Raw genomic sequence first — 26,087 nt, forward strand, 5'->3', positions numbered from 1 at the left:
TTAAAGCCGAACAATTTTGTTATTACATTTGCTAAATGTTCTAACTCAATTTTGTTTAATATTTAAAATTTTATTGGTGAAAAAAATCTTCTTGTTTCTGTCTTTACTTTTTCTGATTTTTTCCTGTGAGAATAATAAGGTAGAAAAAGTAGAAAACGCTTTCTATTACTGGAAATCTAATGATTATGCTACTAGTTCTAACAAAGAAAAAGATATTCTCGTCAATCAGAATATTAAGAAACTGTATGTAAAATTTTTCGAGGTCGATTATACGGATGCAATGGGAAATTTTCCTATTTCTAAAACAAGTTTTTCACTTAATTCTTATTGCGATGAAAAATCAACGAATTCTTATGAAATTATTCCAACAGTTTATATTAAAAATATAGTTTTTCAAAAAAGCAATAACAATGATTTGGATAAATTGGCAGATAATGTCAATTTTTTAATCAATAAATATACAAACGAAAGATTAGACTCTTTAAGGGTTTCAGAAATACAGATTGATTGCGATTGGACGGCTTCTACAAAGGATAAGTATTTTTACTTTCTAAAGAAATTAAAACCGATTTCACAAAAAGAAATTTCAGCAACTTTGAGATTATACCCTTACAAATATCCCGATAAAATGGGTGTTCCACCAGTTGATAAAGTGACTTTGATGTGTTATAACCTGATTAATCCATTGGCTGATCAGTCTAAAAATTCGATTCTTGATCTCAAAGAGCTGGAAAGTTATCTGAATAGTGGCAAAAAATATCCGCTGCATTTGGATGTTGCGCTTCCGGTTTATTCCTGGATGCAGGTTTACCAAAACAATCAGTTTACCAATGTTTTGTATGATGTGAAAGATATTAAACCTCATTTAAAGGAGATAAAACCACTCTGGTATGAAGTACAGAAAGATACAGTCATTAATTATGAAACCTATCTGAGAGTGGGCGACAAGATAAAATATGAAGAAATAACGGCAGATAAAATCAATAAAGCTATTACGATTATCAAGAAAAATATCAAGTTTGATAAAGAAATTACCGTTACGCTTTTTCATTTAGACGAAAATCAACTTAATAATTACACCGATGAAGAAATTAGTCATTTTTACAGCGATTTTACTAAGTAGTGTTTTTTCTGCGTGTGGTTTTTATCCTTACGGAGAAGATGTTAGGTTTTATTTTCTGAATCCTAAGAACTTTTCTTATCAGTCGTATTCGTCGTTTTATTATTCGTCGTTAAGTTTTGAACAAAATTCTGAAGCTGTGATTTCCAATCAGGATAATGAAAAGTTGTGGAGAAAATATTGTAATAACAAAGTTCTAATTAATGATATTTCTTCAGTTTTAGAAAGTTATAGTTTTTCTGATATTCAGGAAAACTCTACCAATCCGTTTCTTCATTATTTGTATTCCAAAAAAGATACTGAGGCAATTAGTTATTTGAAATTTGCTAAAAACTGTGAGTATTTCAATACATGGCAGGATGATCCGTGGGAGAGAAATGAAAATACGGTGACTGTAAAGAGAAATGATTTGCTTAATAAAGCGACATTCTTGGCTTCAAAAAGCAGAAAAAGTGAATTCAAAAAAAGATATGCTTTTCTGGCGCTTCGTCTTGCTTTTTATAATAAGGACATGAAGAGTATTGAGAAAATTTACAGTCAATTTTTTTCGGCAGATCAGACCAATGATGTTGTTGATGTTTGGGCGTTGTATTTTAAAGCTATTTCAGAGAGAAATCCGGCGTTGAAAAATCTATATTTTGCGAAAGTCTTTGCGGCCAGTTCGGAAAAAAGATTTGTTTCGTGGCAATATTTTGCATCACAAGTTCCTGTAGCTGATGTTTTAAATTTAGCTAAAAATGAAAAAGAAAAAGCAAATGTTTTACTGCTTTACGGACTTTATAATCCGGATAAAAATTTAAAAAATATTAAACAAATCTATGCTGAAAATCCAGGATATGATGGATTGAGTTTTTTGCTTTATCGTGAATTGGGTAAACTTGAAGATTGGGTTTTCACACCTTATTATTCTCTTTTTTCTACGAATGATGATTATTGGGGAAGTGATCCTGAAAACGAAAATGTTCTTAAAATTTTAGAACGTTCAGACATCGACAGACGATATGCAAAAGAAGTTTTGGAGTTTATCGATTCAGTTGATTTATCTAAAGTTGAAAATCCGAATTTCTGGAAATATACAAGAGCCGAACTTTTATTAATGACCAAAAACTATTCTGAAAGTTTAAACCAAATTGCTGAGCTTGAAAAACTTTTACCAACTCAAAATCCAATGCGGAACAACGTTGAAATGATAAAAGCGTTGAACCTTTTTGCTAATCAAACCTATGGAAATGCTAAAATTCCGGATGCGGCGAAGGATATTATCATTAAAAATAAAGATAACAAACATTTTATATTTGCTCTGGGTAGAGAGTTAGAATATCTTGGAAACACTGATGATGCCGCACTTTTATATGCTTCTCTGATTCGTTCAAAAGATGATTATAATTTTGTGTATTATAAATCTTTGAAAAATTCTAATCATACTTACGGTACTTATTATGTTGACTATTTTGATTATTTGGATGCGGTGTATTCACCCGAACAATTACAGAGTTTTATTAATAAAATTAATGGTTTAAGTAAAAATTCGGATTCATTTTACAGAGATTTTCATTTGATTAATCAATCAGAAACAAATTCTTTGTATGATTTATTAGGAACAAAATACATTAGACAAAATAAACTGAATTTAGCTTTAAGTGCTTTCAATAAACTCGGTGAAAATTATTTTGATGCACAATATTCACTTTGGGAAAGAGATGGTAAAGACAATTACTATTCTTCCAGCAAAGTTTTTGATCAGAATCCGTTTTATCATTTGAAATATACGCCAGATTTTATTCCGGAAAAAGAACATTTTCGAGTAAATAAGATTTCAGTGACCAAAAAGCTTATTGAATATCTTAATAAAGCCAATAATTCGAAAGAAAAAGACAGAGATTACTATTATTTTTTAGTTGCCAATTGTTATTACAATATGTCACAATACGGAAATGCATGGATGATGAGACGATATTCTGTGAGTTCGGCAGGAAATTATTCTATTCGCGAAGATAATCAGGAATTTAATACAGCTAGTCTTGCAAAATTCTATTATGGTAAAGCCTTAGAAAATGCTCAAACCGATATATTTAAAGCTTTGTGCCTAAGAATGCAGGGAAGATGTGAAAATTATAATTACGATTTTATAGGAGAGAATACTACAAATTCTTTTTCTCAAGCTGATGATTATGAAGACAGAAGATTTGAACAAAATAAATACTATCAAGATCTTAGAAATAATTATTCCGGTCAATATGAAGATATGATTAGTGGATGCGAATCTTTTAAAGCTTATTTTAAAGCGAGAAGATAGATTTAGATATAAAAAAAATGCGGCTTCGAAAGAAACCGCATTTTTTATTTAAGAAAAATCAGAGATTAATAGTTTTTGTAAACTCCGTTTGCTCCCATGCCTGCTTTGAACTTGCTGACTGCAGCTCCTGCAGTAGTGTACACAGTAATTTCGCTTGGTGCTGTAAATCCTTTTACATCAATTGTGAAAATTCTTCCGTCTATAACATTGAATCCGTAAAGTGTAAAATAATCTCCTCCATCTACCGCTGTGATAAGAGGTGATGTAGGAGCAGTTGTAGCGGTCATCGCCATAGAATAAATTTTATTCTTAGAACTGAAATAAAATCTACCTCCGTCAATTTGAAGATTCGTTCCTTTTTCAATTCCTGCCAATGTTGTCGTTGTAATAGCTCCTCCTGCTGCAGGAATTTGGTGAATGTAAGAATTAGAAGTTCCCTCAGCAATCGCATAAACACTGTTGTTGTAAGAAATAATTCTGTTGATGTTATTTCCGTTTGGTACCTGAATCGGTGTAGCATCAATCGTATTTGAAGTGGTATTGATCTTTGTAATTGTAGTTCCAGGGTTGAAAGAATTAGTGTTTTGTACAAAAATATTTCCTCCTGCTTCTACGATTCTTTCAACTGTACTTGTTGATGCAAAATCAATTTTCTTTACAAATGAGTTATCAGATAATTTGTAAACATTTACAAACTTTCCACCTGCATATTTATCGTTAGAAACGTAAAGATTTCCATTAGCAACTGCCATGTAACGAGGATTGTCTAATTGAGCTGTAATTTCTCCAGATTTTTTAAAAGTTACACGGTCTACAACTGTAATTTTGTTTGAGTTGTTCAACAAAAGATATGCTTTGTCACCATTGAAAACCATTGTCTGAAGTACATCACCTAAGTTTTCGTTGTTGTTTTTTACTTTATAGATGTCATCTTGCATCAAGCTTAGATCTTTTGTAACGAAAGTTACATCAGCATTTGGTTTCCCAAAATTACCTTCATTTGTAACCAAGAATCCGTTATTGTAAGTGATTTCCGGGATAATCTCTTCGTAATCCGAAGTACACGAAATCGAAAATAACAGGACGAATCCAAAAATAAACTGTAATAGTCTGTTTAATTTCATAATATTATTGTTTTAAAAATTTATTGTTGCGTTGACACTGTAATTCCTTTTTGGAAGCGGATAATAATCTACTGTTTCATAGACAGTATCAGTAATATTGTTTACTTTAAATCCTAAAGTATATTTTTTTAAAATTGTTGCCGAAATTCCCGCATTCATTACAAAATAAGGATAAATCGCATATTTTTTACTCTCATCAGAAGTCGTATAAGTTAATCCGTTAAACATTCCCTGTGCGTAAACTTTCAAAAATTTGTATTGATAATCTACATTCGAAGAAACTTTATGCAACGGAACATACGTCAGCTGTTTTTGAGTTGCCAAATCTACGGATTTTGTATAAACATATCCTGCAGTTAGCTTTACAGAATGATTTTTATTAAAACTTTTTTGATAACTGAGCTGAGATTCCAGACCGTAAGATTCTACTTTGTCGGTATTAACAGGAGCCCAATAACCAAACGCCGTTGGTAACCAACGAATCATATTGTCGATTTTCATGTAATACGGACTTAAACTTAGGGTAAAACCTGCCACACTAAATTCATGATTCATATCTGCCTGAACTGAAGTTTCTGATTTTAGATTAAGATTTCCTCCCGGATTCCAATATAAATCATTAAATGAAGGGAATCTGAAGTTTTTTGATAAGTTTAAATTAACCTGATACCAACTATTCGCTTTCCATTTTCCCGAAAAAGAGTAGAGTAGAGGCGAATCTATATTTTCAACAAAATCCTGTTTAATTCCGGCTTCAAACCGAAGATTCGGTGTTGCAAAATATCTCAACAAACCCGCAACTGAGCCAACATTTCTACTTACATTTTCTATCCCTGAATCTCCTAAACCGTCACCTTGATTTTGCTGAAATTCACCAATTACATTGATGTTCAGTTTAGGAATGATGAAATAATTGAAATCATTTTTAAAAATATAATTTTTATTAATTCCACCACTCGTAAAAGGTGCGTTATAAACTCCAAAATACTGGAAATTATCTTCAGTGTAAGCTGCTTTTAAACTGTTTGAAATTTTAGATTTGTTGATGTCCCAAGAAAGAAGACTTCTAAAAGTCTGCGCAGCATAGCTTGTCTTATTCCCGTTCTCTTCAATAATTCTATAATTCTGAGTAGCATCATAAAACTGACTTTGCCATGAAATTGTTTGATGATTGGCAATCTTGTAAGCCGCTCCGAAATTGAAAGTCGTATTGTAAAACTTTCCGTTTCTGTTGATATAATTATTTTTTTCAGGAACCTTGTAGTCGTTTTCGCTAATCAGATAATTTGCAGAAGCTTTAAAACTGAATTTATCATTGCTGTAAGCTGCTTTCAAAAAATTATTATAAGTCCCGAAAGACGCAACTTCAGAGTTAAATAACCCACTAAAACCATTATTAAAGCTCAGATTATTATTTAAATGAATACTTCCGCCAATTGCTCCGCTTCCGTAAATCACACTTCCGCCACCGGATTTAATGTCCATTTGATCATACCCGAAAAGTGCAATATTATTAATGTCACCCTGTCCTAAAAACTGAGAATTAATATTAATTCCGTTCCATACAAAAGCAGTCTGTTGAGCCGTTGTTCCTCTGAAAGAAGGTGAAGAAACTGCTCCACGACCATTTTCTTTAATATAAACAGGTGACTGAAAACGTAGAACCTCAGAAAGATTAGACGAATTTTTTTGAATAGCTTCTGGAGATAAAGTATTTAACGAATGAAAAAGTTTCACTTTTTTCATTTGATTATCAAATACATAAACCGTGTCGATGATTTTTTCCTGACCATAATAAATTGTCAGGCATGAAGACACAGAAAGTAGGGTAAATGCTTTTTTTAAAATCATGTCATATTTGCCTTTCCTCCGAAAGCAATCATTTATTAATATTTAAAATTTCGGCAGGTCTCCTGACTTTCGCTTTTACTACACCTTCCCGTTTTTGACAGTGGTTTTTTTTGTAGAAAATAGGGTTGCGATTTACAGTTGCGGGGACAGTTTGGGATTTCCACCCAATTCCCTCTTAGTTCCAATCTCTTAGAAACCAAAATTTTTGCAAATATAGTTTTTTTGAAAAGAAAGATTAAATTTTTATTAAGTCTAAAAACTTGTTTTAATTTGGTTGTCATTTTGAGCGAAACGAAGTGGAGTCGAAAAATCTCAAATTCTAAATTTAAAATCTTCTTCATTTCATAATACTTCGCAAAATTTTATTCAGAAATTGAAGATTATATTTTCAATCATCTGTGTTAATCTGTGCAATCCGTGGGAAACCTTACAAAAACGTTCCGTCAAAATAAAAAGGAAGCAAATCTTTGATAGAACTCACTTTAATCACTTCATCATTTAAATTAGAAAAATACAATTCAATATTTTCATTTTGCTTCGTTTCATATTCAATAATACTTTGTCGGCAAGCTCCACAAGGTGGTATGGGTGGGTTTTTCTCTGAAAACTCTTTCGGCCCACCCACAACAAATATTTTTTTAACAACCTGATTCGGAAAATTAGCTCCAATCCAGAATAAAGCGGTTCTTTCAGCACAAAGTCCAGAGGGAAAAGCTGCATTCTCCTGATTGTTTCCTGAGAAAATTTCACCGTTTTCCAGCAACACTGCGCAACCTACAAAGAAGTTGGAGTAGGGAGCATAAGCATTTTTTCTTGCCTGAATTGCTTTTTCAAAGAGGCTGTTTTCAACTTCTGTAAGTTCGTTCCTGCTTTTGAAATGTTCGTAATTGATTTTTATATCTTTTTTCATTTTTGCCTGCGTAAAAAGGGGCATAAAAGTAAACCTTTTTGATGAAGCTGGCAATATCTTTGTTACGATAGTAAATCGTAATTTTAAACTTTAAAAAAAATAAATTCAATGTTATATTCTCCTATAAAATTCAGAAATGTAGAGCTGAAAAACCGTTGGGTAATGTCGCCAATGTGTATGTATTCTTCAGATAATGGTTTGGCTAATGATTTTCATTTTGTTCATTACGGAAGTCGATCTCAAGGTGGAACCGGTCTTCTCATCGTAGAAGCAAGTGGAGTGGAACCGAAAGGCAGAATTACCAATCACTGCATGGGAATTTGGAATGACGATCAAGCCGAAAAACTTCAGAAAATTGTAGAATTTTTACACAAAAATTCAGATTCTAAAATAGGAATTCAATTGGCTCATGCAGGAAGAAAAGGTTCTACATGGGAAAATAAACAAATTTCTCTTGAAGAAGGTTGGGAAACTATTGCGCCAAGTCCTATTCCTTATCATCCCACGGAAAGAATTCCGCATGTATTAACTTTAGAAGAAATTAAAGAACAGATTCAGAATTTTAAAAATGCTGCAAAACGTGCTGTAGATGCTGGTTTTGATGTTGTTGAAATTCACGCAGCTCATGGATATTTGGTTCATCAGTTTTTATCGCCACTTTCTAATGTGAGAACTGATGAATATGGTGGAAGTTTTGAAAACAGAATTAGATTTTTAATCGAAATTGTAGATGCTGTTAATGAAGAATTGAATGAAAATATAGCCCTATTTGTAAGAATTTCAGGAACGGAATATGCTGAAAACGGTTGGGATATTGATGAAAGTATAGAATTATCTAAAATTTTAAAAGACCACAATGTCGATCTGGTCGATGTTTCAAGTGGTGGAAATATTCACGGAGCAAAAATTTCGGTTTTTGATGGTTATCAGGTCCCTTTTTCTTCGGCGGTAAGAAATCAGGCAAATGTGAAAACCGGAGCGGTTGGTTTAATCACAAAAACTGAACAGGCGGAAGAAATTTTGCAAAACGGTGAAGCTGATTTAATATTTGTGGCGAGAGAGATTTTAAGAAACCCATATTTGGCGGTTCAGGGTTCTTTTGAAACGAAAGAAGAATGTTTTTTTCCACATCAGTATTTAAGAGCGAAAATTTCTTCTTAATTTTAGCTGCGAATTTAAAAAAACGACAATGCATATAGAAGATTTCATGCTTCCGTGTCCCAGCAAAAAGTTTTTGGGAATAGAATGTTTCGGGTGCGGAACTCAAAGAGCTATTGTAATGGTTTTTCAGGGTAAATTTTCTGAGGCATTTCAAATGTTTCCGGCAGTTTACACTTTATTGTTGTTTTTCTGCTTTGTGGGACTTAACTTTATCGACAAAAAAAGAAATTACGGTCAGATTTTAATTTTTTTAGCAATAATTAATTCTGTAATAATGGTTTTTTCTTATTTTTATAAACATTTTTTCATTCACAACTAAACTAAACATTAAAAAATAAATTATGAATCAACAAAAATTACCAAATGCTACGGCGGTACTTGTTTTAGGAATCGTTTCTATTGTAGGATGTTGTTGCTATGGTGTTCTAGGGCTTATTGCCGGAATTATCGGGCTTGTTCTTTACAAAAAAGACAATGCATTGTATCAAGCAAATCCTACAATGTACTCAGATTACAACAATCTTAATACTGGGAAAATTCTTTGTATTATAGGTTTATCACTAAGTGCGCTGTATCTTATTTTAAATATTGTTATGATTTCTGTTTTCGGATGGGAAGCTCTTTCAGATCAACAATTGATGCAGGAACGTATCAGAGAATTGATGGGGCAATAATAATTTTCAAATAAAATTTACAAGACTGCAGAAATGCAGTCTTTTTTTATTCAATATTTTCAATGTAAAGAGAATTAAAAATTATCTTTGCCTTATAATAGCAACCTATTTTTAAGATGAATAAATTAATTAAACTTCTTTTTCTTTTAGTTTTCAGTATCTGTTTTTCGCAAACCAATAGATTTATTTATGAACTCGACGTAAAAAAATATACCAAGAATGTTAAGATCAACATGGTTTTAGATGTTACTAAAGATGAGGTGAAGTTTTATGATTATGGTTTTATTGAGGCAGATTCTATCGGTAAAAGGAATAATGTCAATCAGTTTTATAATACGCAGGTCGATCAATTAGTTATTAGAAAAACTAACAGTTTTGAAAACACAGAGTTTCACGATAATATGTTTGATTATTTCAGTATTAATTCTAAAGATGAAATGGTTTGGAAAATTGAAAACGAAACGAAAAAATCTGGAGAATACAAACTTCAAAAAGCTACAACGAATTTTGGCGGAAGATTTTGGACAGCTTGGTTTTGTGCAGCAATTCCTTTTCAGGAAGGTCCATATAAATTCAGAGGTTTGCCGGGATTAATATTCGAATTAAATGATCAAAATAAAGATTTCACTTATGTTTTAGTTAAAATTAAAAAACTCAATGAAGATTTTGATACGAAGAAGTTTTTAGAAATACATTATGGAACTCAACCCATTCGTGTGACTAGAAAACAATATCATGATGTAAAAATAAATTATTATAATGATCCCGTTTCTGAAGGTAGAAAAATACTAAAAACCGGAGGAAATATTACTTTTCAGGGAGAAAAGATAACAACAGTAGAGCAGCTTGATCAAAAAAGAAAATCAATTCAAGAAAGTATTAAAAATTATTACAGTTCATTAGAATTAGATAAAGCAATCCCATATCCTAACTGATTTTTAATGTAAAACTATCATGAAAGCAAAGCAATTCTTCATTTTCTTAGGAAGTCTTTTCATTGTAACTCTAGGAACTATTGTTTTTATTACAGGTGAAAATGATCACAAAGAGTGCAAACATATTTCAGAATATTCTATTTCAAAAGACGGAACAAAGATTAAAACTGGAAAACATATTTGTAAAGAAAGGTTTAATTTTTAATGATTTAAAAGGTATCGTAGTTTTACGACATCAAATCGTAGAATTACTACAAAATCTGAAATATCGCTTTCGAAATGTAAATTTTAAGAACGTTGGTTCTATCTTTGAGGTATAGAAATCACAGAATATTAACGAATAAATTTACAAATCATGGCAGCAAATTCAAGAGGAATCTTAAAATTCAACGGTAGCGAAGGACAGAAATTATTAAAGCTGAATTACAGCGTTTCTAGATCTACAGATGTTTCAGGTAGAGTAGCTTCAGATCCTTCAAATGCAATCATCAAATTAACAATCGAGGCAACAGAAAAATCTGAAATCCTTGAATCTTTACTAAACGGAAAATACAAACCAACTTCTGGTGAAGTTACTTTCAACAAATCTCACGAAGAAGGAACTTTGATTACATTAAACTGGGAAAACGGTTACGTTATTCAACATGAAGTTGACTTCGACGCAGTTGACGAAAATTCAATGTTGATAAGCTTCGTAATCAGCGCAGAAAAAATCAATTATGGTAATTCTGCTTACGAAGGAATCTGGCCGGTTTAATCTCAAACTTATTTTTTCCAGTGTATTGTATACAAAAAAGACTGTCTTTTTTAGATGGTCTTTTTTGACACTTCAAGAATTTATATAGTTTTTCAGAATAAATATCATAACAAATTTAGATTTGTTATCTTTTGCATAGGATTTTGCTTTAATAGATCCTTTGTTATTGAATAATTTTTGTATATTTAAATACCACAATCACAAAATTATGTCAAGCACACCAGAACAATCTAGTGGAAAGCAGTTCCGTCCATCCCAAAATGCGGCAGGAATCTCAGAGAATCATCATACGGGAATTAACCGTTTGGTTAAATTTTCTTTAGTCATAGAAGGTAAAGTAATCAAGTATTTCAAGCATTTTAAACTCACTCAGAGTGCACAAAAACACCACGAATTTACACTCACATTAGCTCACGATACTTTAGGCGACCGCCAAACCCATACTTTAGAAGAAGCCAATAAGTTTTTAGGCAAAAGATTAACGGCTGTTATTTCTTATAAAGATATTGAAAGCAGTCCTGAACGAACATTTGTAGGGGTGATTACGGGAGTTGGTTTCAGTCAGGAAAAGATGAGTCTGGGAAATATCGTGCTTTCAGGATACAGTCCGACTATTTTGTTGGATGGTGCTCCTCATATTCAGAGTTTTGGCGGAAATCAGTCGGTGAATATGGGAATTATTGCTGAAGAAGTCATTAAACAGGGTTTAGATAAAAGCAGGTTCGATATCAGAATCGATACCAATGATTATTCTCAAATTATTTACAGTAGTCAATACGATGAAACGCATTACAATTATCTGGCTCGAATGGCAGAAGCTTACGGTGAACAGTTTTATTATGACGGCGAAGTTCTGCATTTCGGAAAACTTCCGCCACAGAATACTCCTATCAAACTGATTTATGGAAGCAGCGCCAATGATATTAAAGTTGAATTAAAAGCAGTTCATACAAAACCTCAATATTACGGTTATAACAGCAGTAAAAATGAAGTTTTAAAATCTGGAAATACCCCGATTCAGCATGTTGGAGATTTAGCAAAAACCGCTTACGAACACAACGATAAAATTTATAAAACACCTTCACTGAGAGTTGCTCCGATTAAAGCAACGACGCATCTAGACGTAGAATATTCTCAAAAAAGTACTGCAGGAAGTGAAGCGGTCAATGTTTTTAATCTTTCGGGAACTACAACCGTTCCGTTTTTACATCCGGGATGTTCGGTAGACATTGAAATGCGAAAAGTTGACACCAATGAAACTTCGTATTTCACAAGAATCATGGTGACAGAAACGACACATGAAATCGATACGATCGGTCATTATACCGGAAGTTTTAACGGAATAGCTTCCGATACAGGCTTTTTACCGAAACCGGAATTCACAATTCCTATTGCGCAACCTCAAATTGCAACGGTTATTTCCAACGCTGATCCTGAAGGACAGGGAAGAGTTCAGGTGAAGTTTGACTGGCAAACGAATGATACGACCCATTTTATAAGAATGATGAGTCCTGATGCGGGAGGAACAGATCAGATTACACAAAACCGAGGTTATGTTGCGATACCTGAAGTTGGAGATCAGGTGATGGTAAATTTCGTACACAATCATCCTGACCGACCTTTCGTGATGGGAGGAATGTTTCATGGCGGAATTGGTTTGGGTGGGGGAATCAACAATCATTTAAAATCAATTCAAACGAGAAGTGGAATAAGGATTTTAATGAATGACGAAGAAGGAAGTGTAAATATTATCGATCCGAGCGGAAATACTTATTTCATGGATGGAAAAGGAAATATTTCAATGAATGCACCGAAAAATTTCACTTTAAATGCTGGTGAAAATATCAATATTACTGCAGGAAAAGAAATTTCAATTGGAGCTGGAGCAAGTATTACGAGCTCTGCAAACGACAATATTATTTCTACAGCAGGAACAGATATTGTACAAACTGCGGCGGGAGATATTCGTGAATCTTCAGATACGAGAACTGAAATGGTAGAGAAAGAGTTTTTCCGTCAGTCTGAAACTTCCAATGAAATTGCGGGAGAAATCTCAATGTTCAGCGAATTGGAAAATATGACCATGCAAAGCGGTAAAATCGTTGAATTTAACAGTGCAGAAAAATCTAAACTTTTCTAATCATGGCGATCCGAAAAACAGCAAAAAATATTATCATAAAAGTAAACGATACCTATCATTTAAATGTAGGTAAGAAAGCTGAGAAAATTGCACAAAAGATCAATGCAGAAGCTAAAAAAGGCAATCTTGTTTTGGCAAGCAATAAAAAAATAATGTCGCATGGAAATAAGTAATTTTCATCAAATTCAATATTAATTCAGAAATGAAAAACCAATGGCAAATATAACTTTTGGAAGCTATTCTCCCTCTGAAGATGAGAATGATGACGCTATTGAAATCAGATTAGGTTTTTTTTTCGACGGTACTTTGAATAATGAACGAAATACCTACATCAGAAAAGAGAAAGAAAAGAAAAAGAAAGGAGAAAGCTATGACGCTAAAGCTGTAAAAGAAGATCCTTGGGGTTTTGATAAAGACAGTTATTTAAATGACTATTCTAATGTAGCGAGAATGTATCATTTTTATACATCGGCACCTTTTATTTACATTGAAGGAATTGGTACTTTAAATGGAGATACAGATACGGTCGCAGGTTACACAATGGGAATGGGAGAAACCGGCATTCGAGAAAAAATAAGAAAAGGATGTAAAAAACTGAGAGAAAAACTTACTCCCGGTACTACAGTAAATATAACGGTTGATGTTTATGGGTTTAGTCGTGGCGCTGCTGCTGCAAGAGCTTTCGTGAATGAGATTACAAAGTCTTCATACGATGCTACTTTAACGGAGTATGGTTACATGGATCTTGACGGATATTCTGTGAATGACAAAAAACTTCCTGCAAGAGGTTATTTGGGATATTTATGTAATAATGATGGGATTATTATTTCTGGTCTTAAAGTACATTTTGTAGGTCTTTACGATACGGTTTCGTCTTATGGAGGGAATTTTGAAAATGATAACAGCTCAGTAAATGATAGAAAAGAATTAGGATTAAGTGCCATAAGCGGACCGAAAGTGATGAATGTAGTACAAATTGCTGCAGGTCATGAATGGAGATCAAACTTTAATATTACAACGATTGAAAGTACTGCAAATAAAGGTTTGGAAGTAGTTCTTCCAGGAGCTCATGCCGATATTGGAGGTTGCTACGAGAGTGAGATATTTAAACAGTATCATAGAGCATCTGTTTCTCCTGCGAGAGTTATTAACGACAATAATCAGTATAATACTTTAGCTAATCAGAAAAGACAAGTGTATATTGATGAAGGATGGTATTTGGATAAACAAATTACTATTGCTCCGCATTCCAATAAATATGTGAATTACATTGGTTTACAGGGTGAAAGATTTATAGATAAAAGATATAGCTACATTCCGCTTCATTTTATGTGCAGTTTATCAACCGAAAAAGGCAGCAATTTTAGTGTAAATGGAGTTACTGAAAAATTTAAAATTCCGGAAAAAGCGGGAAATGGCTCTCACATCTTGCATTATGTAAAGTCAAAATTAGAGCAATATGTTTCTGCTGTAAAAAATGCAGAATTTGGTAAAAGAAAACAGATTTCATATAAAACTTATCTTGATTTTGAGAACGAGAAAAAATTAATCAATCAATATGTTCATTGGTCTGCAACAGAGAAGATGGGGCACGGTCCAAGACCAAACAGAATACGAAAACCAATTTATGGTTAATTTAAAAAGTATATTAATTCTATTTTTAATGGGTATTGCAACCATGCAATTTGCTCAAAAATCTACTATGAATAAATACAAATACGATGCAGGAATAGGAACTCCTGAAAATTTTGATATCGATACATATAAACAGGTTTTTTATTCTGAAAATAATGAAATGATTCCTATAAACGGGATGGGTGTTCAGCTTGGAGGTATGTGGGGAAGCGGAGGTGATTTTGTTGTGGGAGATGAGATGAAAGAAGTTCCTCAACTATTAAAAATTGGATATTATTCATACATAGAAAATAAATTCTTTGAAGGAGAATTTAAATTACCTAAAGATGATATTGAAAAACTTCTACAGGAAAAAACAGTAAATCCTTTTAATGGTTTAAAAGAGCCAAAATATAATTATTTTTCTGTTGGTGTTGCTTTAAATGGTGTAACCATACTGTGGATTAAAGGGAATGAAAATCAAAAAGAAATAGGGCGTTTTCAGGCTTTAGAAAAACATTATGATAAATTCAGTGATGTTATAGACGATGACAGAAGTCAGCAGGAAATTTATGAAGGATGGTTCAAAAATTATAGTGAACACCTTAAAAAGCAAATAGCTTCTAATTCTTTACCTTACGGAAGATGGGATTTGTATAGAAAAAAATACAAGCTCAAAATCAATCTTTCCAAAAAAATAAATTGGATGCAGATTGGAGAAATTAATATGGAAAAACAGACCACTTTTGCCAATAATGAAGCATATAATGATATTGCAATTCCTTATAATGTTTTGTTTAAATGGAATGACGGAGATAAAAAATATGAAGCCAGAATCGTATTTTCAAAAGATGAAAAATATTACAGAGCCAATTACAAAGGAGAAGCTGGCTCGAAATTTCCACTAGATTTTACAACTGAGCAAACATATAAAGTTTTTAATTCAATAGATCAGAATATTCCTGCAGATTTATTCATTACTGTAAATCCGGAAAATACTGGAATTAAGATTTTATTAAAACAGAATGACAAAGATTATGAAATAAGTGACTTCACATTTAAAATTTTTAACAAATGAAAAATTTAGCAGTTCATATCATAATCAGACTTGCCATTGCTGCTTTTCCAATTTTTATACTCATCAATAAAAAGCTGGATGATACAAGTGGAAATAGCGGAATGGGCATAGATTTACCAATGATGATTGCTTTTGGAATGCTTATAATTTGGGGGATTTTTATGATTTTTGAAACTGGCAGATTTTTTTATTCGAAAAATAATAAAATGGCTGTAATCAATCTATTTTTAATCATTCCTGCACTTTTTGCTTTCATTTATATAGGAGGAATGTAAGTAAATATTATGCAGAAGTTTAATAAACATATCATTCAATCTGGTGAAACGCTGAAAAGTATTGCCAATCTTTATGGTATTTCAGAGTCGTCATTGAAGCTTTTTCACAACAATCATTGCAAGATAGAAGATCAGGTTTTAATACAACTTAACAAACAAAAAGAGCTTTTTCTGCCAAGAACAGCAGTTTCAGATAAGAATAAACTTGTAAAATTTAGCCACGGAAACAGATTGCTTTTTCAGCCGGAAAATTCGTCTCTGAAATACAGTACGATGATTACGATTGAAAAGAACGGACAAAAAAATGAACTTAGATATGATAGTTCCGTTCGATGGATAAAAGGTGAAAACGGATTTCATTTTTTTGAAATTGACAGAATTTCAGATCTTTTTCTAAATGAAGAACAAGTAAACGAAATTGCAGATTTACTGGCATATAAAACATCAAAAGTTTTATTTCCAATGCAGATAAGTGTTGATCAGCAAGGTAAATTTAATGATATTGAAGGCACTGATGTATTTAAAGAAAGATGGAAAAATATTAAAGATGAGGTTTATAAAGAGTTTGAAGGTGATATTGTAGATGAATATTGCCAGAAAATTGAGAAGGTTTTAGAACAACCCAATTCTCTTTTTATTTTCATTAAAAACGATTATTTCATCAGGACTTTGTTTTTTGGAATTTATCAGAAATTTAATCAGGATTATCAGACTGAAATGACTGAAACTTTTCCAGTAGTCAATAATGCAATTGAACCAAGCTATAAAATTGAAGTTGAGATTGATCCTTTAAAAGATGAAGATGATCTAATAAATATTGCTGGAACCGGAAAGTTATATGATGAAAGAAGTCGATATGATTTTATTAACGGAGCACCATTTTCTTTAATTATAGAAGATAATCCGGTAATGAATGATGACGGAAACTTCAGGCTTAAATATTATCTGAATGGTGAAACTCAGCTTTCAGAATCACTGTACTTAGAATGTGACATCAATCTTGAAGACAGAAAAAAAATATCGATAGTTGTAACAGTTCTTACCGATTAAATTTAAAACCAAACCAATGAAAAAAATAGTATTTGATAAATTTTTCTTAACGCTTTTTATTCTCATTTTTGCTCTGAATTTTGGGCAGAAAACAGAATTTACGGTTCCGAAAGATATTGAAACACTGCAAAATACCATTTTCGATTTTGCCAATGATTTTACGAAAGACGAACCAAAAGCCGCTGCTGCAGGAGATAATGAATTTTCAACCACAGTTGATCTGTATGATTTGAAATTTGACTCAAATGAGAAAAATCCTTATTTGGATTTAGCTTTAAAAAAAGGGGCAAAACCTAAACAGTTTATCCAAAAAGCGATCTGGAACGTTTCAATGAAAAAACTTTCAGCAAAAAGTACAAAAGTCACTGTTTTCTTGGAGGAAATTAATCCTGATAATTGGTCAAAAAAAGAAGTTGATGTAAAACTTACAAAATCAACAGGAAAACTAGAGAAAGAAGTCAAAGAATTTCTTTTAAACTCAAAAATCAATAAAGCTTCAAATGAATCAGCTTCAATAAGCTCAGAATCGGAAATTGAGGTTACTACAGCAGCTCAAACAGCCAATGAAACTGCCAGCTTTGAAGCTAAACTATCACAAAAAAAGATTGCCTCAAAATATCTTCAGAATCTTTTCGCAAAAAAACAATTTATCAGTCTTCCGACCAATGCAGATCAGATTACAAAGCTTTTAAAAACAGATCCTAGTGAAATGGATTGTGAAACCTGCAAAAACGAAAAATATTCTAATTGGGATTTTGAAAATTTCAATATGATTTACGCAAATATGACAAGTGGAGAAGAATATTATGCTATTCAATATTATGGTGAAGATGCCGTTTCAGGGTTACCTTACGGTTTGATTTTTAACGACAGTTCGCCTTCCGAATGTAAAGATAAATTTGCGCGCTACAAAGCTCAATTGTATCAGACAACGGTGGGAGTAGATGAAAATACCTCAAAAGCTTTGACGGTTGTAACTTTTAAAATGAATACCTCATTCGTCCGTTTAGAATTCGGGAATGAATATTTGTCGAGAATTGTAATTTCAAATAAAGAATTTTAGTTATGGCAGAAAAACACATTGTAGTACAAGGAGCTATGTGCAAATGTCAATTTGGGCAGGCTCCGGATAATCTTAAAGTGCTTACTCACCAAAAAGAGTATGCAAACGATAAAAGTGCAGCAAAAAAACTGATTGTCACCACGAAAGAAATTGGCGCTGCAACATTTGAGAAAAATACATTCGGAAGTTGCTTAAAAATGGGAAGTCCGCCTCCGCCATGTAAAATTATGGTTACTGAATGGCAGAATTTTTACGATAAAGTACAGCTTAGCAACGGAGGTTATATTATTTTGGAAGACAGCAAAGCTGTTTGTGCGATTGCAGGAACGCCGTGTATAGAAATCATAGATCACGGACAAAGAGCAGAAGCAAGCCAGCAAAATTTCAAAAATGCAGATCAGGATGTGCAGCAACAGATCAATCCGTTGGTAGATTCGGAGTCGATGTATAAAGAGCAATCTTCAATGACGGGAGTGCAGGAAGGTGTAATTTAAAGAATAATCAGATGGCAAAAGGCGTAAAAAAAATAAAAGTTACACAGGGTAAATATTATCCGAAAATGTCTGTTCCCGGTCAGCGAGTTACCATTGTGGCTGAGCAGGATGTCTATTTTCAGGTGGAAGAATGGTTGCCAAATACCACTGCTGAAGATAAAAAGAAACCTGTGATTTGGATGAGACAAACCAATGATCGTAAAATTATTCTTTTTCAGTCACCTTCCACTACAGGATATAAATTCTATATGCAGAAAAAGTTTTGCGGTAGTTATAATTTTTATGTTGAAGCAAGTTTTTCAGGGCAGCGAGATTTTAAAAACAATGTTGGTTTATACGTTAAAGGTTGGTGCGAACCGAAAATTATCACCAGCAAATGGTCTTATCAAAAAGACAGCCCAAGTATTAAAAACAATAAAAAAGCACAACATATTTCTTACGGTCATATTGTACATCTCAATTTGCAAACTGAGGGTCTTAACGGTAATAATTTAATTATAGAACTTTGGAATCAGCAGTATGCAAAAGCAGATAAGCAGATTTGTGTGTATACCGATGTGCAGGTAATTGATGGTGAAGTTAATCTGAAAATACAGAATACGTATGCTTGGATGGCACATGTAGATAATATTCAGAATCTTGAGGAGTTTTATATCAAGGTTAAAGATCAGGCTTCAGGAAAGTATATTAAAGATAATCTTGGTGATGATTTGCACGCAATTTATCTGAATGTTAAGAATAAAGTTGCCACAACAAATACAAATGTTAGCCAAAATCAAACTCCTACAAAAGTTTATAAACCAGATGTAAATTCTGCAAGAATTGAACCTTGTAAATTTGAGGTAATTAAATTTACAGAAAACGTCGTGAAAGACGGAAAAGCAAGCAATTCTACAGTTACAGTTTTTGATAATGGAAAAGGAATAAAACGAATTAAAGCTCCCGATGAAAGAATTCACAGAACAATTTATTACAAATTTGATTCTACTGAAATCGATAAAGATGGACTGGAAGTTTTAAATAATATTTTGAAGTTTCTTTTAGAGCATAAAGGTTCGACCATAAATTTAAGCGGTTACGCATGTGTTATTGGGAAAGAAAATTACAATAAAGGTCTTTCACAGAGAAGAGCAGATGTTGTAAAAAAATTCTTTGGATCCGGAGGTTTGGATCTCTCCAGAATCATTTCTCTCGGAAAAGGAGAAGTAGATCCTACCGACGATAAAATGGGTAGAGATAATATAAAATACAAGAACGAAAAAGACTACGAAAACAACAGAAGAGTCGATATTTCTTTTACATTTCATGCTCATGATGCTCAAACGATTATTTATGAAACTTTAGCGCCGAGCTCAGATATAAATCTTACAGTTGATGTTTTGCAGCATGTAAATAAAGCTTGTTTCAGAGATAAAGATAAACATGAAAAAAAGATTGTTGTAAAATCTATTGAATACAAACAACCTCATGAAATTGGTGCGAGTTCATTGGCTTTTCCTGTAAACTCTCAATTAGCTTGGGGAAATATTGCACCTCTGAATTATATTTGGCCTTCTTTCAATGTATTGGAAATGGGAAGTTCTGCTACAGTTTACAGTATTTTTGTGAATTCCTGCAGATGGTTTTCAAATAAAAATAATGCGGTTGTTCAGGTGAAAGTTTTCCCGGATATAAAATGGACTGTCGAATTTAAATGGAATCACGATCAACCTTTTGCGCATACTTTTGGAAATAAACTTCATCCATATGATATTAAAGAAGGGCGTAACAAAGTAATAGGTGCTGAAACCGATCGTGGCTGGTCTAAAAACTATGGCGAAATGGATCAGTCATTTGCTCTTTCATTAAAAGCCGAGTGGAATAGAATTACACAGGGAAGATCAAGTGCTCCTCAAACTATGGAACTTGGGCACAAATGGGATGGTAAAATCCGAAAAACGCTTGGGATTTTTAATAAAATGAAAAGCATGACGGAAAGGGTTTCAAACTCACCTCTTTCAAAAGGCAGAGCTAAATTCACAATAGAATCTCCCAAAATTGCATTTGCAGCACAGTGGTATTTAGAAAGAGCCCCGAAAACTGCGATTGATCTTACAACAATGGTTTCCATAGGAGTTTCTGCAAAACCTTTGGTAGAAGCAAAAATTGAAGTTGATCTTTGGAAAATATTTATAAAATTCGGTGGAGATGCTGTTTGTCCCGGAGCGGGAAGTATCATTTCATGGATTTTAGATAAATTAGGGAAAGAAGCCGGAATGCATTTCATCATTAGCATAAGTGGTGGTATATATCTTGATGGGAAAGTAACCATCAACACTTCTTACCCGAAAGAAACTTCAGGAGAAGTAAAAGCAACCGGGAAAATTCAGGTTATTGCCGAGTTTAAAGCTTGGGCAAAAGGAGGAATTGGTTATTTGGCTTTCGAAGGTGAAGTAAAAGCCGATGTAAGTACTTCTGTAACCGGTGGAATAAAAGTGGGTGCAGATAAAAAAGGAATTTATGCTGCTCCGATTGCAGAGTTTGCAGGCGTAAAAGCAACATTCGTTGCAATCGGAACGGTGAAACTGGGAATTTTTAAAAGAACCTTGAGTTATGAAGGCGAATCGAGACTCGTAATGCCTGATGAAATCAAGTTTGAAAAACAATATATTGGACAATAAAAAAATAAAAAATGAAACAATTGTTAGTTATTTTAGGATGTTTTCTGGCATTTAGCTGTAATTCTCAAAAGCAGGGAGATGAAAAATTAATCGGTAAATGGGAGAGTTCTCTTAAAGATTCAAAAACAGGAAGCCCGATCGAAAAAATTGTAGTAGAATTTACAAAAGACGGAAAATTCATGCAATATGTAGGAGAAGGAAAAATGCAAAATACGGTAGAATCTACTTATGAAGTTGAAGGTGATAAAATTGTAACTGTTGAAAAAGAAACCAAAGAAAAAACAGAAGGTAAATACACCGTGAAAAACGATACTTTAACAATCTCTTTCGAAGGAATGGAAAATAAATTTGTGAAACTTAAGTAACACCATATTTTCAAAGTATCAATATCAAATTAAAATATTTCACAAAAAATAACAAATGGCTCAATTCAACGAACCTTATTACTTGGTAGGCTTCAATTCGTCTATATGTAATTTTGATATTCTCATTAATGATATGCCTGCTTTCAGTCATCACGTTGGGGGAGCGGTGTCGTCTCATGTTCCTATCAATCATTTTATATTGGAAAACGGATTACAGAACATTAAAATAAACATTTTGCCTTTGAAAGGAGAAGAATCATTGAGAAATGACGGTTTTATTACGATAAAAGTCTTTAGTTATGACGCTTCTACAGATAATTATAACAATACAGTTGAGGCATTTAAGTATGAAAAATTAGATTTTTCAGAAAACAATCTGCCCGTTGTAAATTTGACTCATGATTTTAAGGCTGAGGTAAATTATTTGATAGACGGCTGGAAAAATTCGGAACAATTTAATGCCAATACATTGAATAAATATGACGTTGAAAAATATTTCAGATTCATTCATAGTTTATTTAAAGATCGGGATATTGATAAACTTCACGATGAAATGAAGGATAGATTTGATGAAATTGATACCTCAATGTACCTCGGAGTTGTAGATAATAAATTAGAGCTATCAAATCTTTTTGGAGAACTGTTTGGTGGAAAATATGTACTGGATAATTTCCCGGAAGTAACTGATGTGAAATTTTTTGGAGATGGTAAAATTTGTACATTATTAGATGCAGAAAGGCCAATTATACATTATACCAATAAAGAAACGAACGAGGAGTTTTCTTTACCTTTATTTATTCATAAACCAAAAGATAAATACAAGATTATCAGATAAAATTTAAATTAAGAGAAATATCGAACTATATTCTGGTTTTTTATTTCTCTTAATTTTTTATGTTCTAAAAATTCCCCAAAATATTCCCAGGCAATTGAAAATAACCAATTTTTAATTTTAATGATTGATAAAAAAGACTTATTTTAGTTACACCAAAAATCAAAATATTAAAATATAAATGGGAGTACTTGTTACCAACGAGACTGTGAAACAATTATTTCATATTGCACAGTCAATTGCAAGAGAAAATTACAACGCAACCTACAGCGGACCGCATATTTTGCAGGCTTTAATGCACAAAGATATTGGTCTGAATGAATTTCTAAAATCTATAGATAAAGATCCTGGATATTTTTACGAATGGGCAGATGTCCGAATTGAAGATTATCCTAAAACCACACATCTTCCCGCTGAGGTTGGAGAAGGCGAATTCGTTGATCAAATCCTTGAAGAAGCCGATGATATCCGTTTAAAATTAGGTTTGGATGAGATTACTCCGGTTTGTATTTTGACAGCGATTGTAAAACCTCAGGTTGCTTTTACTTTGCAGCAGCTAAAATCACTTCCGTTAAGAGAACACGAAATTTTCAATTTATATAGAAAAGATACACCTTTCGCAGCAACGCAAAATGGTGAAATTTCATCGCTTTTTGGTGGAAGTTCATCAGATTTTTCAGATTCATCTTTTCCGTCCATTAAAGCATATTGTGTGGATCGAACTGCACAGGCGAGAAACGGTGATTTGGAAAATATTATCGGAAGAGATAAAGAACTGAGAATGTTGGTCGAAATTCTTTGTAGAAGAAGCAAACCTAATGTAATTATCATCGGAGAACCGGGAGTTGGTAAAACTGCTTTGGTTGAAGGTTTTGCTACAGAAATTATCAAAGGAAATGTTCCCGAAATGCTTAAAAATGCAACTTTATTGGAACTTGACACTGGAGCATTATTAGCCGGAACTTCTTATAAAGGCGAAATTGAAGACCGTCTGAAAAAAGTAATCAATGAATGTAAAAAAATTGAAAAAGCAGTTTTATTTATTGATGAAATTCACACCCTTTTAGATGCAAAAGGAAGCATCGGAAATGTAGCAAATTTATTGAAACCTGAATTAGCTCGCGGAGAAATTACCGTAATTGGAGCAACAACTCAGGAAGAATACAGAAAAATTATTGAACCAGAACAGGCTTTCAACAGACGTTTTGAAGTTTTAACAGTCAATGAGCCGGACGAAAAAACCTGCGTTAAAATGATTGATGTTTTGCTCGAAGGTTATAAAAAACACCACGGAATTGAGGTCGAAAAAACTGCTATTCCAGAATGTGTACGTTTAGCAAAACGTTATGCAAAAGGTAAAAAACTTCCGGATGCAGCAATTGATCTTTTAGATAGAACAATGGCAGCAATAAAAATGCTAGACGAACTTTCTGAAAAAGAATTAGAAAGCTGGAAAGAAATCTATGAAAATATTTTAAAAGAAGAATATTTTGACGATAAAGATAAAGCTGATGAATTAATCTGGAATTATAATTTATTACGAGATAAAATCAGCCCGATTCTGTGGGGTTCTTTAAGTGAGCAACCACAAATCGATAACTCAATGCCGGTTGAATCTATTCAAAAAATTATTGAAGATACTTACACTGAACTTTTACAACATGCAGCTGTAAAAAGAGAAAAAGTAGATCGCTTGGAATTAGCGGCAGTAATGGCGGCAAAAACCAATATTCCAATCGGTAAAATTCAGGCTCAGGAAAAAGAGAAACTTCTGAATATGGAAGGTCTTTTAATGAACAGAGTTGTAGGGCAAGATCACGCTTTAAAAATACTTTCGGATGCGATTGTAGAAAACCGTAGCGGATTAAATAAACCGGGACAGCCAATCGGTTCGTTCTTCCTTTTAGGACCAACGGGAACTGGAAAAACAGAGTTGGCAAAATCAATGGCAGAATTGCTTTTCAATGACGAAAAAGCGATGGTTCGTTTCGATATGTCAGAATTTAAAGAAGAACATTCTGCAGCACTTTTATATGGTGCGCCTCCTGGTTACGTCGGTTATGAAGAAGGTGGAATGTTAGTGAATAAAATCAGACAGCAACCTTATACCGTAGTTTTATTTGATGAAATTGAAAAAGCACATCATTCTGTTTTTGATGTTTTCTTGCAGATTATGGACGAAGGAAAAGTTCATGACAAGCTTGGAAAAGAAGGTGATTTCAGCAACGCCTTAATCTTGTTTACTTCAAATATCGGAAGCGAAGAAATTGTAAAACAGTTTGAACAGGGAAAAGTCCCTGAATCAAATTCATTAATGCAGATTATGTCAAATTCTGGGAAATTCAGGCCGGAGTTTTTGGCGAGAATTACAGAAATTATTCCATTTGCGCCGATTACTGAATCTATTGCAGAAAGAATTTTTAATATTCAATTAAAATCACTTCATCATTCATTGACGAGATTAGGAATGAGTTTAAAAATTAGTGATGAAGCTGTGAAAAATTTAGCTCTAAACGGATTTAGCAGTAAATACGGAGCGAGACAGATTTCAGGAGTAATCAGATCTCAATTGGCAAGACCGATTTCAAAAATGATTGTAAGAGAAGAAGTGAAATCCGGACAAAACCTTTCTGTTGATTGGAATACTGAAGAAGAAAAAATCAATTGGAAAGTAGATTAATTTCAGAATCTAAGTAAATTCAAATTAAAATAAAATCTCTCGCAGATTTAGCTAATCAAGCTGATTTTTAAATCTGCAAAATCTGTTTAATCTGCGAGAATTTTAAAAAATAATTGTGATTTCAGGATTTAAAATAAGTTTAGAAACAGATTAAAAATGAAACCAAATTTCAAAAATATTATTTTAGCGGCAACATTTTTAGGTTGTTCTCATTTTGTGAGTGCACAGTTTCTTTCCGCATCCGATACTTCAGAAAGCAGTGTGAGGAAATATAAGAATATCATTGAAGCCAACAGAGAAATCGTTACATTCATCGAATATTCTATGGTTGAAAGAGGTTTGCCGAAGCATTTGAGAAATTTAGCTTTAATTGAATCTCATTTTAACAGAAATATCACTTCAAGTGCAGGAGCAGTGGGAGTTTGGCAGTTTATGACCGCTCATGCCAATCAATACGGATTAACGGAAGATCGCCGAAATGATTTGTACAGAAGTACGAAAACGGCAGCTGTTTCACTAAAAAATCTGTATAAAAAATACAACAATTGGGTTACGGTTGTTGCGGCTTACAATTGTGGCGAAGGAAATATTGCCAAAGCGATGCAGGCTGCCAATTCAACGCAATATCACGTTTTTTCTAAATACTTGCCTGCAGAAACCATCAATCATGTTAAAAAGTATCTCAACGCATGTTATGCAACGGGAGAACTGTCTTCGGTTTTGGCAAATTATAGCGATTCAAGAACGATATCGCTTTTGAAAGCAAGAGAAAATCATACTCCGGGAATTGCTTTGTCTGAAACTGAAATTAATGCAGGTTTTAAACTAGATGTAATTGCCGAAGAATTAAAAATTAACATGAATGATTTATTAAGCTGGAATCCTGAGATTATAAGTAATTTGGAAGCAGATGGAGAAAGCAAACTCTTTCTTCCCACAGACGTAATGCCTGATTTTTTAATGAGAAAAAATTCAATTCTTTCTAAGTCAATACGTTCGAAATAAAGT

24 protein-coding genes and 1 riboswitch are annotated in these 26,087 nt (G+C 32.9%); of the genes, 21 read left to right on the forward strand and 3 right to left on the reverse strand.

Features of this window, described 5'->3' with window-relative positions; translation table 11 throughout:
• The first annotated feature begins 76 nt into the window (after positions 1 to 76).
• Together OF897_RS03830 and OF897_RS03835 are read left to right on the forward strand one after the other, a co-directional pair.
• A complete protein-coding gene (locus tag OF897_RS03830; RefSeq protein WP_267264371.1) occupies positions 77 to 1,123 on the forward strand; it encodes a hypothetical protein in 1,047 nt (348 codons plus the stop codon).
• Complete coding sequence (locus OF897_RS03835; protein ID WP_267264372.1) at positions 1,083 to 3,416, forward strand: hypothetical protein; 2,334 nt, start codon at positions 1,083 to 1,085, stop codon at positions 3,414 to 3,416. The genes OF897_RS03830 and OF897_RS03835 overlap by 41 nt, the downstream gene beginning before the upstream one ends.
• A gap of 65 nt (positions 3,417 to 3,481) precedes the next feature.
• Here the strand turns inward: OF897_RS03835 and OF897_RS03840 are convergent, their stop codons facing one another.
• From OF897_RS03840 to cdd, 3 genes are all read right to left on the reverse strand, one after another.
• Positions 3,482 to 4,540, reverse strand: coding sequence for a YncE family protein (locus tag OF897_RS03840; protein ID WP_267264373.1), 1,059 nt, complete (start codon positions 4,538 to 4,540; stop codon positions 3,482 to 3,484).
• Positions 4,541 to 4,552: 12 nt separating this feature from the next.
• A complete protein-coding gene (locus tag OF897_RS03845) occupies positions 4,553 to 6,391 on the reverse strand; it encodes a TonB-dependent receptor plug domain-containing protein (protein WP_267264374.1) in 1,839 nt (612 codons plus the stop codon).
• 35 nt (positions 6,392 to 6,426) lie between these two features.
• Positions 6,427 to 6,607, reverse strand: a riboswitch (cobalamin riboswitch).
• Positions 6,608 to 6,818: 211 nt separating this feature from the next.
• Positions 6,819 to 7,301: a cytidine deaminase gene (gene cdd / locus OF897_RS03850; protein ID WP_267264492.1), complete on the reverse strand. Its 483-nt coding sequence runs from the start codon at positions 7,299 to 7,301 to the stop codon at positions 6,819 to 6,821.
• A gap of 108 nt (positions 7,302 to 7,409) precedes the next feature.
• On the opposite strand from cdd, the gene namA reads away from it, so the two are divergent.
• From namA to OF897_RS03945, 19 genes are all read left to right on the forward strand, one after another.
• Entirely contained in the window at positions 7,410 to 8,462 is a 1,053-nt protein-coding gene (namA, locus tag OF897_RS03855) for an NADPH dehydrogenase NamA (protein ID WP_267264375.1), read from the forward strand.
• Between the two features lie 28 nt (positions 8,463 to 8,490).
• Positions 8,491 to 8,781 (forward strand): DUF2752 domain-containing protein, encoded by a 291-nt coding sequence (locus tag OF897_RS03860; protein WP_267264376.1) that lies wholly within the window; start codon positions 8,491 to 8,493, stop codon positions 8,779 to 8,781.
• Positions 8,782 to 8,803: 22 nt separating this feature from the next.
• A complete protein-coding gene (locus tag OF897_RS03865; RefSeq protein WP_267264377.1) occupies positions 8,804 to 9,136 on the forward strand; it encodes a CCC motif membrane protein in 333 nt (110 codons plus the stop codon).
• Positions 9,137 to 9,252: 116 nt separating this feature from the next.
• Positions 9,253 to 10,071 carry a GLPGLI family protein gene (locus OF897_RS03870; protein ID WP_267264378.1) on the forward strand — a complete coding sequence of 273 codons (819 nt, stop codon included), beginning with the start codon at positions 9,253 to 9,255 and terminating at the stop codon, positions 10,069 to 10,071.
• A gap of 19 nt (positions 10,072 to 10,090) precedes the next feature.
• A complete protein-coding gene (locus tag OF897_RS03875) occupies positions 10,091 to 10,276 on the forward strand; it encodes an FHA domain-containing protein (RefSeq protein ID WP_267264379.1) in 186 nt (61 codons plus the stop codon).
• A 150-nt stretch (positions 10,277 to 10,426) separates the two neighbouring features.
• On the forward strand, positions 10,427 to 10,828 hold the full coding sequence (tssD, locus tag OF897_RS03880; RefSeq protein ID WP_267264380.1) for a type VI secretion system tube protein TssD: 402 nt from the start codon (positions 10,427 to 10,429) through the stop codon (positions 10,826 to 10,828).
• A gap of 208 nt (positions 10,829 to 11,036) precedes the next feature.
• Entirely contained in the window at positions 11,037 to 12,968 is a 1,932-nt protein-coding gene (locus OF897_RS03885) for a type VI secretion system Vgr family protein (protein ID WP_267264381.1), read from the forward strand.
• Positions 12,969 to 12,970: 2 nt separating this feature from the next.
• Positions 12,971 to 13,141: a hypothetical protein gene (locus OF897_RS03890; protein ID WP_267264382.1), complete on the forward strand. Its 171-nt coding sequence runs from the start codon at positions 12,971 to 12,973 to the stop codon at positions 13,139 to 13,141.
• 40 nt (positions 13,142 to 13,181) lie between these two features.
• Entirely contained in the window at positions 13,182 to 14,603 is a 1,422-nt protein-coding gene (locus tag OF897_RS03895; RefSeq protein WP_267264383.1) for a phospholipase effector Tle1 domain-containing protein, read from the forward strand.
• Between the two features lie 67 nt (positions 14,604 to 14,670).
• On the forward strand, positions 14,671 to 15,660 hold the full coding sequence (locus OF897_RS03900; RefSeq protein WP_267264384.1) for a DUF2931 family protein: 990 nt from the start codon (positions 14,671 to 14,673) through the stop codon (positions 15,658 to 15,660).
• Positions 15,657 to 15,935 (forward strand): hypothetical protein, encoded by a 279-nt coding sequence (locus OF897_RS03905; protein WP_267264385.1) that lies wholly within the window; start codon positions 15,657 to 15,659, stop codon positions 15,933 to 15,935. Before OF897_RS03900 ends, OF897_RS03905 begins: the two co-directional genes overlap by 4 nt.
• A gap of 9 nt (positions 15,936 to 15,944) precedes the next feature.
• The gene (locus OF897_RS03910) at positions 15,945 to 16,985 is read left to right on the forward strand and encodes a LysM peptidoglycan-binding domain-containing protein (RefSeq protein WP_267264386.1); all 1,041 of its coding nucleotides are present in this window, start codon (positions 15,945 to 15,947) and stop codon (positions 16,983 to 16,985) included.
• A gap of 16 nt (positions 16,986 to 17,001) precedes the next feature.
• Positions 17,002 to 18,048 (forward strand): hypothetical protein, encoded by a 1,047-nt coding sequence (locus OF897_RS03915; protein ID WP_267264387.1) that lies wholly within the window; start codon positions 17,002 to 17,004, stop codon positions 18,046 to 18,048.
• Between the two features lie 2 nt (positions 18,049 to 18,050).
• Positions 18,051 to 18,542, forward strand: a complete 492-nt coding sequence (locus OF897_RS03920) for a DUF4280 domain-containing protein (RefSeq protein WP_267264388.1) — start codon at positions 18,051 to 18,053, stop codon at positions 18,540 to 18,542.
• 11 nt (positions 18,543 to 18,553) lie between these two features.
• Entirely contained in the window at positions 18,554 to 21,202 is a 2,649-nt protein-coding gene (locus OF897_RS03925) for an OmpA family protein (protein ID WP_267264389.1), read from the forward strand.
• An 11-nt stretch (positions 21,203 to 21,213) separates the two neighbouring features.
• Positions 21,214 to 21,567: a hypothetical protein gene (locus OF897_RS03930; protein ID WP_267264390.1), complete on the forward strand. Its 354-nt coding sequence runs from the start codon at positions 21,214 to 21,216 to the stop codon at positions 21,565 to 21,567.
• A gap of 55 nt (positions 21,568 to 21,622) precedes the next feature.
• Positions 21,623 to 22,402 carry a hypothetical protein gene (locus tag OF897_RS03935; RefSeq protein ID WP_267264391.1) on the forward strand — a complete coding sequence of 260 codons (780 nt, stop codon included), beginning with the start codon at positions 21,623 to 21,625 and terminating at the stop codon, positions 22,400 to 22,402.
• A 178-nt stretch (positions 22,403 to 22,580) separates the two neighbouring features.
• Positions 22,581 to 25,079, forward strand: a complete 2,499-nt coding sequence (locus OF897_RS03940; RefSeq protein WP_267264392.1) for an ATP-dependent Clp protease ATP-binding subunit — start codon at positions 22,581 to 22,583, stop codon at positions 25,077 to 25,079.
• A 156-nt stretch (positions 25,080 to 25,235) separates the two neighbouring features.
• A complete protein-coding gene (locus tag OF897_RS03945) occupies positions 25,236 to 26,084 on the forward strand; it encodes a lytic transglycosylase domain-containing protein (RefSeq protein WP_267264393.1) in 849 nt (282 codons plus the stop codon).
• Positions 26,085 to 26,087 lie beyond the last annotated feature (3 nt).

Source organism: Chryseobacterium formosum, from assembly GCF_026460885.1.
Taxonomy (GTDB): domain Bacteria; phylum Bacteroidota; class Bacteroidia; order Flavobacteriales; family Weeksellaceae; genus Chryseobacterium; species Chryseobacterium formosus.

Coding starts and splice junctions, on each gene's coding strand:
- OF897_RS03835 (WP_267264372.1), top strand. CDS start 1,083: ATGAAGAAATTAGTCATTTTTACAGCGATTTTACTAAGTAGTGTTTTT.
- OF897_RS03840 (WP_267264373.1), bottom strand. CDS start 4,540: ATGAAATTAAACAGACTATTACAGTTTATTTTTGGATTCGTCCTGTTA.
- OF897_RS03845 (WP_267264374.1), bottom strand. CDS start 6,391: ATGATTTTAAAAAAAGCATTTACCCTACTTTCTGTGTCTTCATGCCTG.
- cdd (WP_267264492.1), bottom strand. CDS start 7,301: ATGAAAAAAGATATAAAAATCAATTACGAACATTTCAAAAGCAGGAAC.
- namA (WP_267264375.1), top strand. CDS start 7,410: ATGTTATATTCTCCTATAAAATTCAGAAATGTAGAGCTGAAAAACCGT.
- OF897_RS03860 (WP_267264376.1), top strand. CDS start 8,491: ATGCATATAGAAGATTTCATGCTTCCGTGTCCCAGCAAAAAGTTTTTG.
- OF897_RS03865 (WP_267264377.1), top strand. CDS start 8,804: ATGAATCAACAAAAATTACCAAATGCTACGGCGGTACTTGTTTTAGGA.
- OF897_RS03870 (WP_267264378.1), top strand. CDS start 9,253: ATGAATAAATTAATTAAACTTCTTTTTCTTTTAGTTTTCAGTATCTGT.
- OF897_RS03875 (WP_267264379.1), top strand. CDS start 10,091: ATGAAAGCAAAGCAATTCTTCATTTTCTTAGGAAGTCTTTTCATTGTA.
- tssD (WP_267264380.1), top strand. CDS start 10,427: ATGGCAGCAAATTCAAGAGGAATCTTAAAATTCAACGGTAGCGAAGGA.
- OF897_RS03885 (WP_267264381.1), top strand. CDS start 11,037: ATGTCAAGCACACCAGAACAATCTAGTGGAAAGCAGTTCCGTCCATCC.
- OF897_RS03890 (WP_267264382.1), top strand. CDS start 12,971: ATGGCGATCCGAAAAACAGCAAAAAATATTATCATAAAAGTAAACGAT.
- OF897_RS03895 (WP_267264383.1), top strand. CDS start 13,182: ATGGCAAATATAACTTTTGGAAGCTATTCTCCCTCTGAAGATGAGAAT.
- OF897_RS03900 (WP_267264384.1), top strand. CDS start 14,671: ATGAATAAATACAAATACGATGCAGGAATAGGAACTCCTGAAAATTTT.
- OF897_RS03905 (WP_267264385.1), top strand. CDS start 15,657: ATGAAAAATTTAGCAGTTCATATCATAATCAGACTTGCCATTGCTGCT.
- OF897_RS03910 (WP_267264386.1), top strand. CDS start 15,945: ATGCAGAAGTTTAATAAACATATCATTCAATCTGGTGAAACGCTGAAA.
- OF897_RS03915 (WP_267264387.1), top strand. CDS start 17,002: ATGAAAAAAATAGTATTTGATAAATTTTTCTTAACGCTTTTTATTCTC.
- OF897_RS03920 (WP_267264388.1), top strand. CDS start 18,051: ATGGCAGAAAAACACATTGTAGTACAAGGAGCTATGTGCAAATGTCAA.
- OF897_RS03925 (WP_267264389.1), top strand. CDS start 18,554: ATGGCAAAAGGCGTAAAAAAAATAAAAGTTACACAGGGTAAATATTAT.
- OF897_RS03930 (WP_267264390.1), top strand. CDS start 21,214: ATGAAACAATTGTTAGTTATTTTAGGATGTTTTCTGGCATTTAGCTGT.
- OF897_RS03935 (WP_267264391.1), top strand. CDS start 21,623: ATGGCTCAATTCAACGAACCTTATTACTTGGTAGGCTTCAATTCGTCT.
- OF897_RS03940 (WP_267264392.1), top strand. CDS start 22,581: ATGGGAGTACTTGTTACCAACGAGACTGTGAAACAATTATTTCATATT.
- OF897_RS03945 (WP_267264393.1), top strand. CDS start 25,236: ATGAAACCAAATTTCAAAAATATTATTTTAGCGGCAACATTTTTAGGT.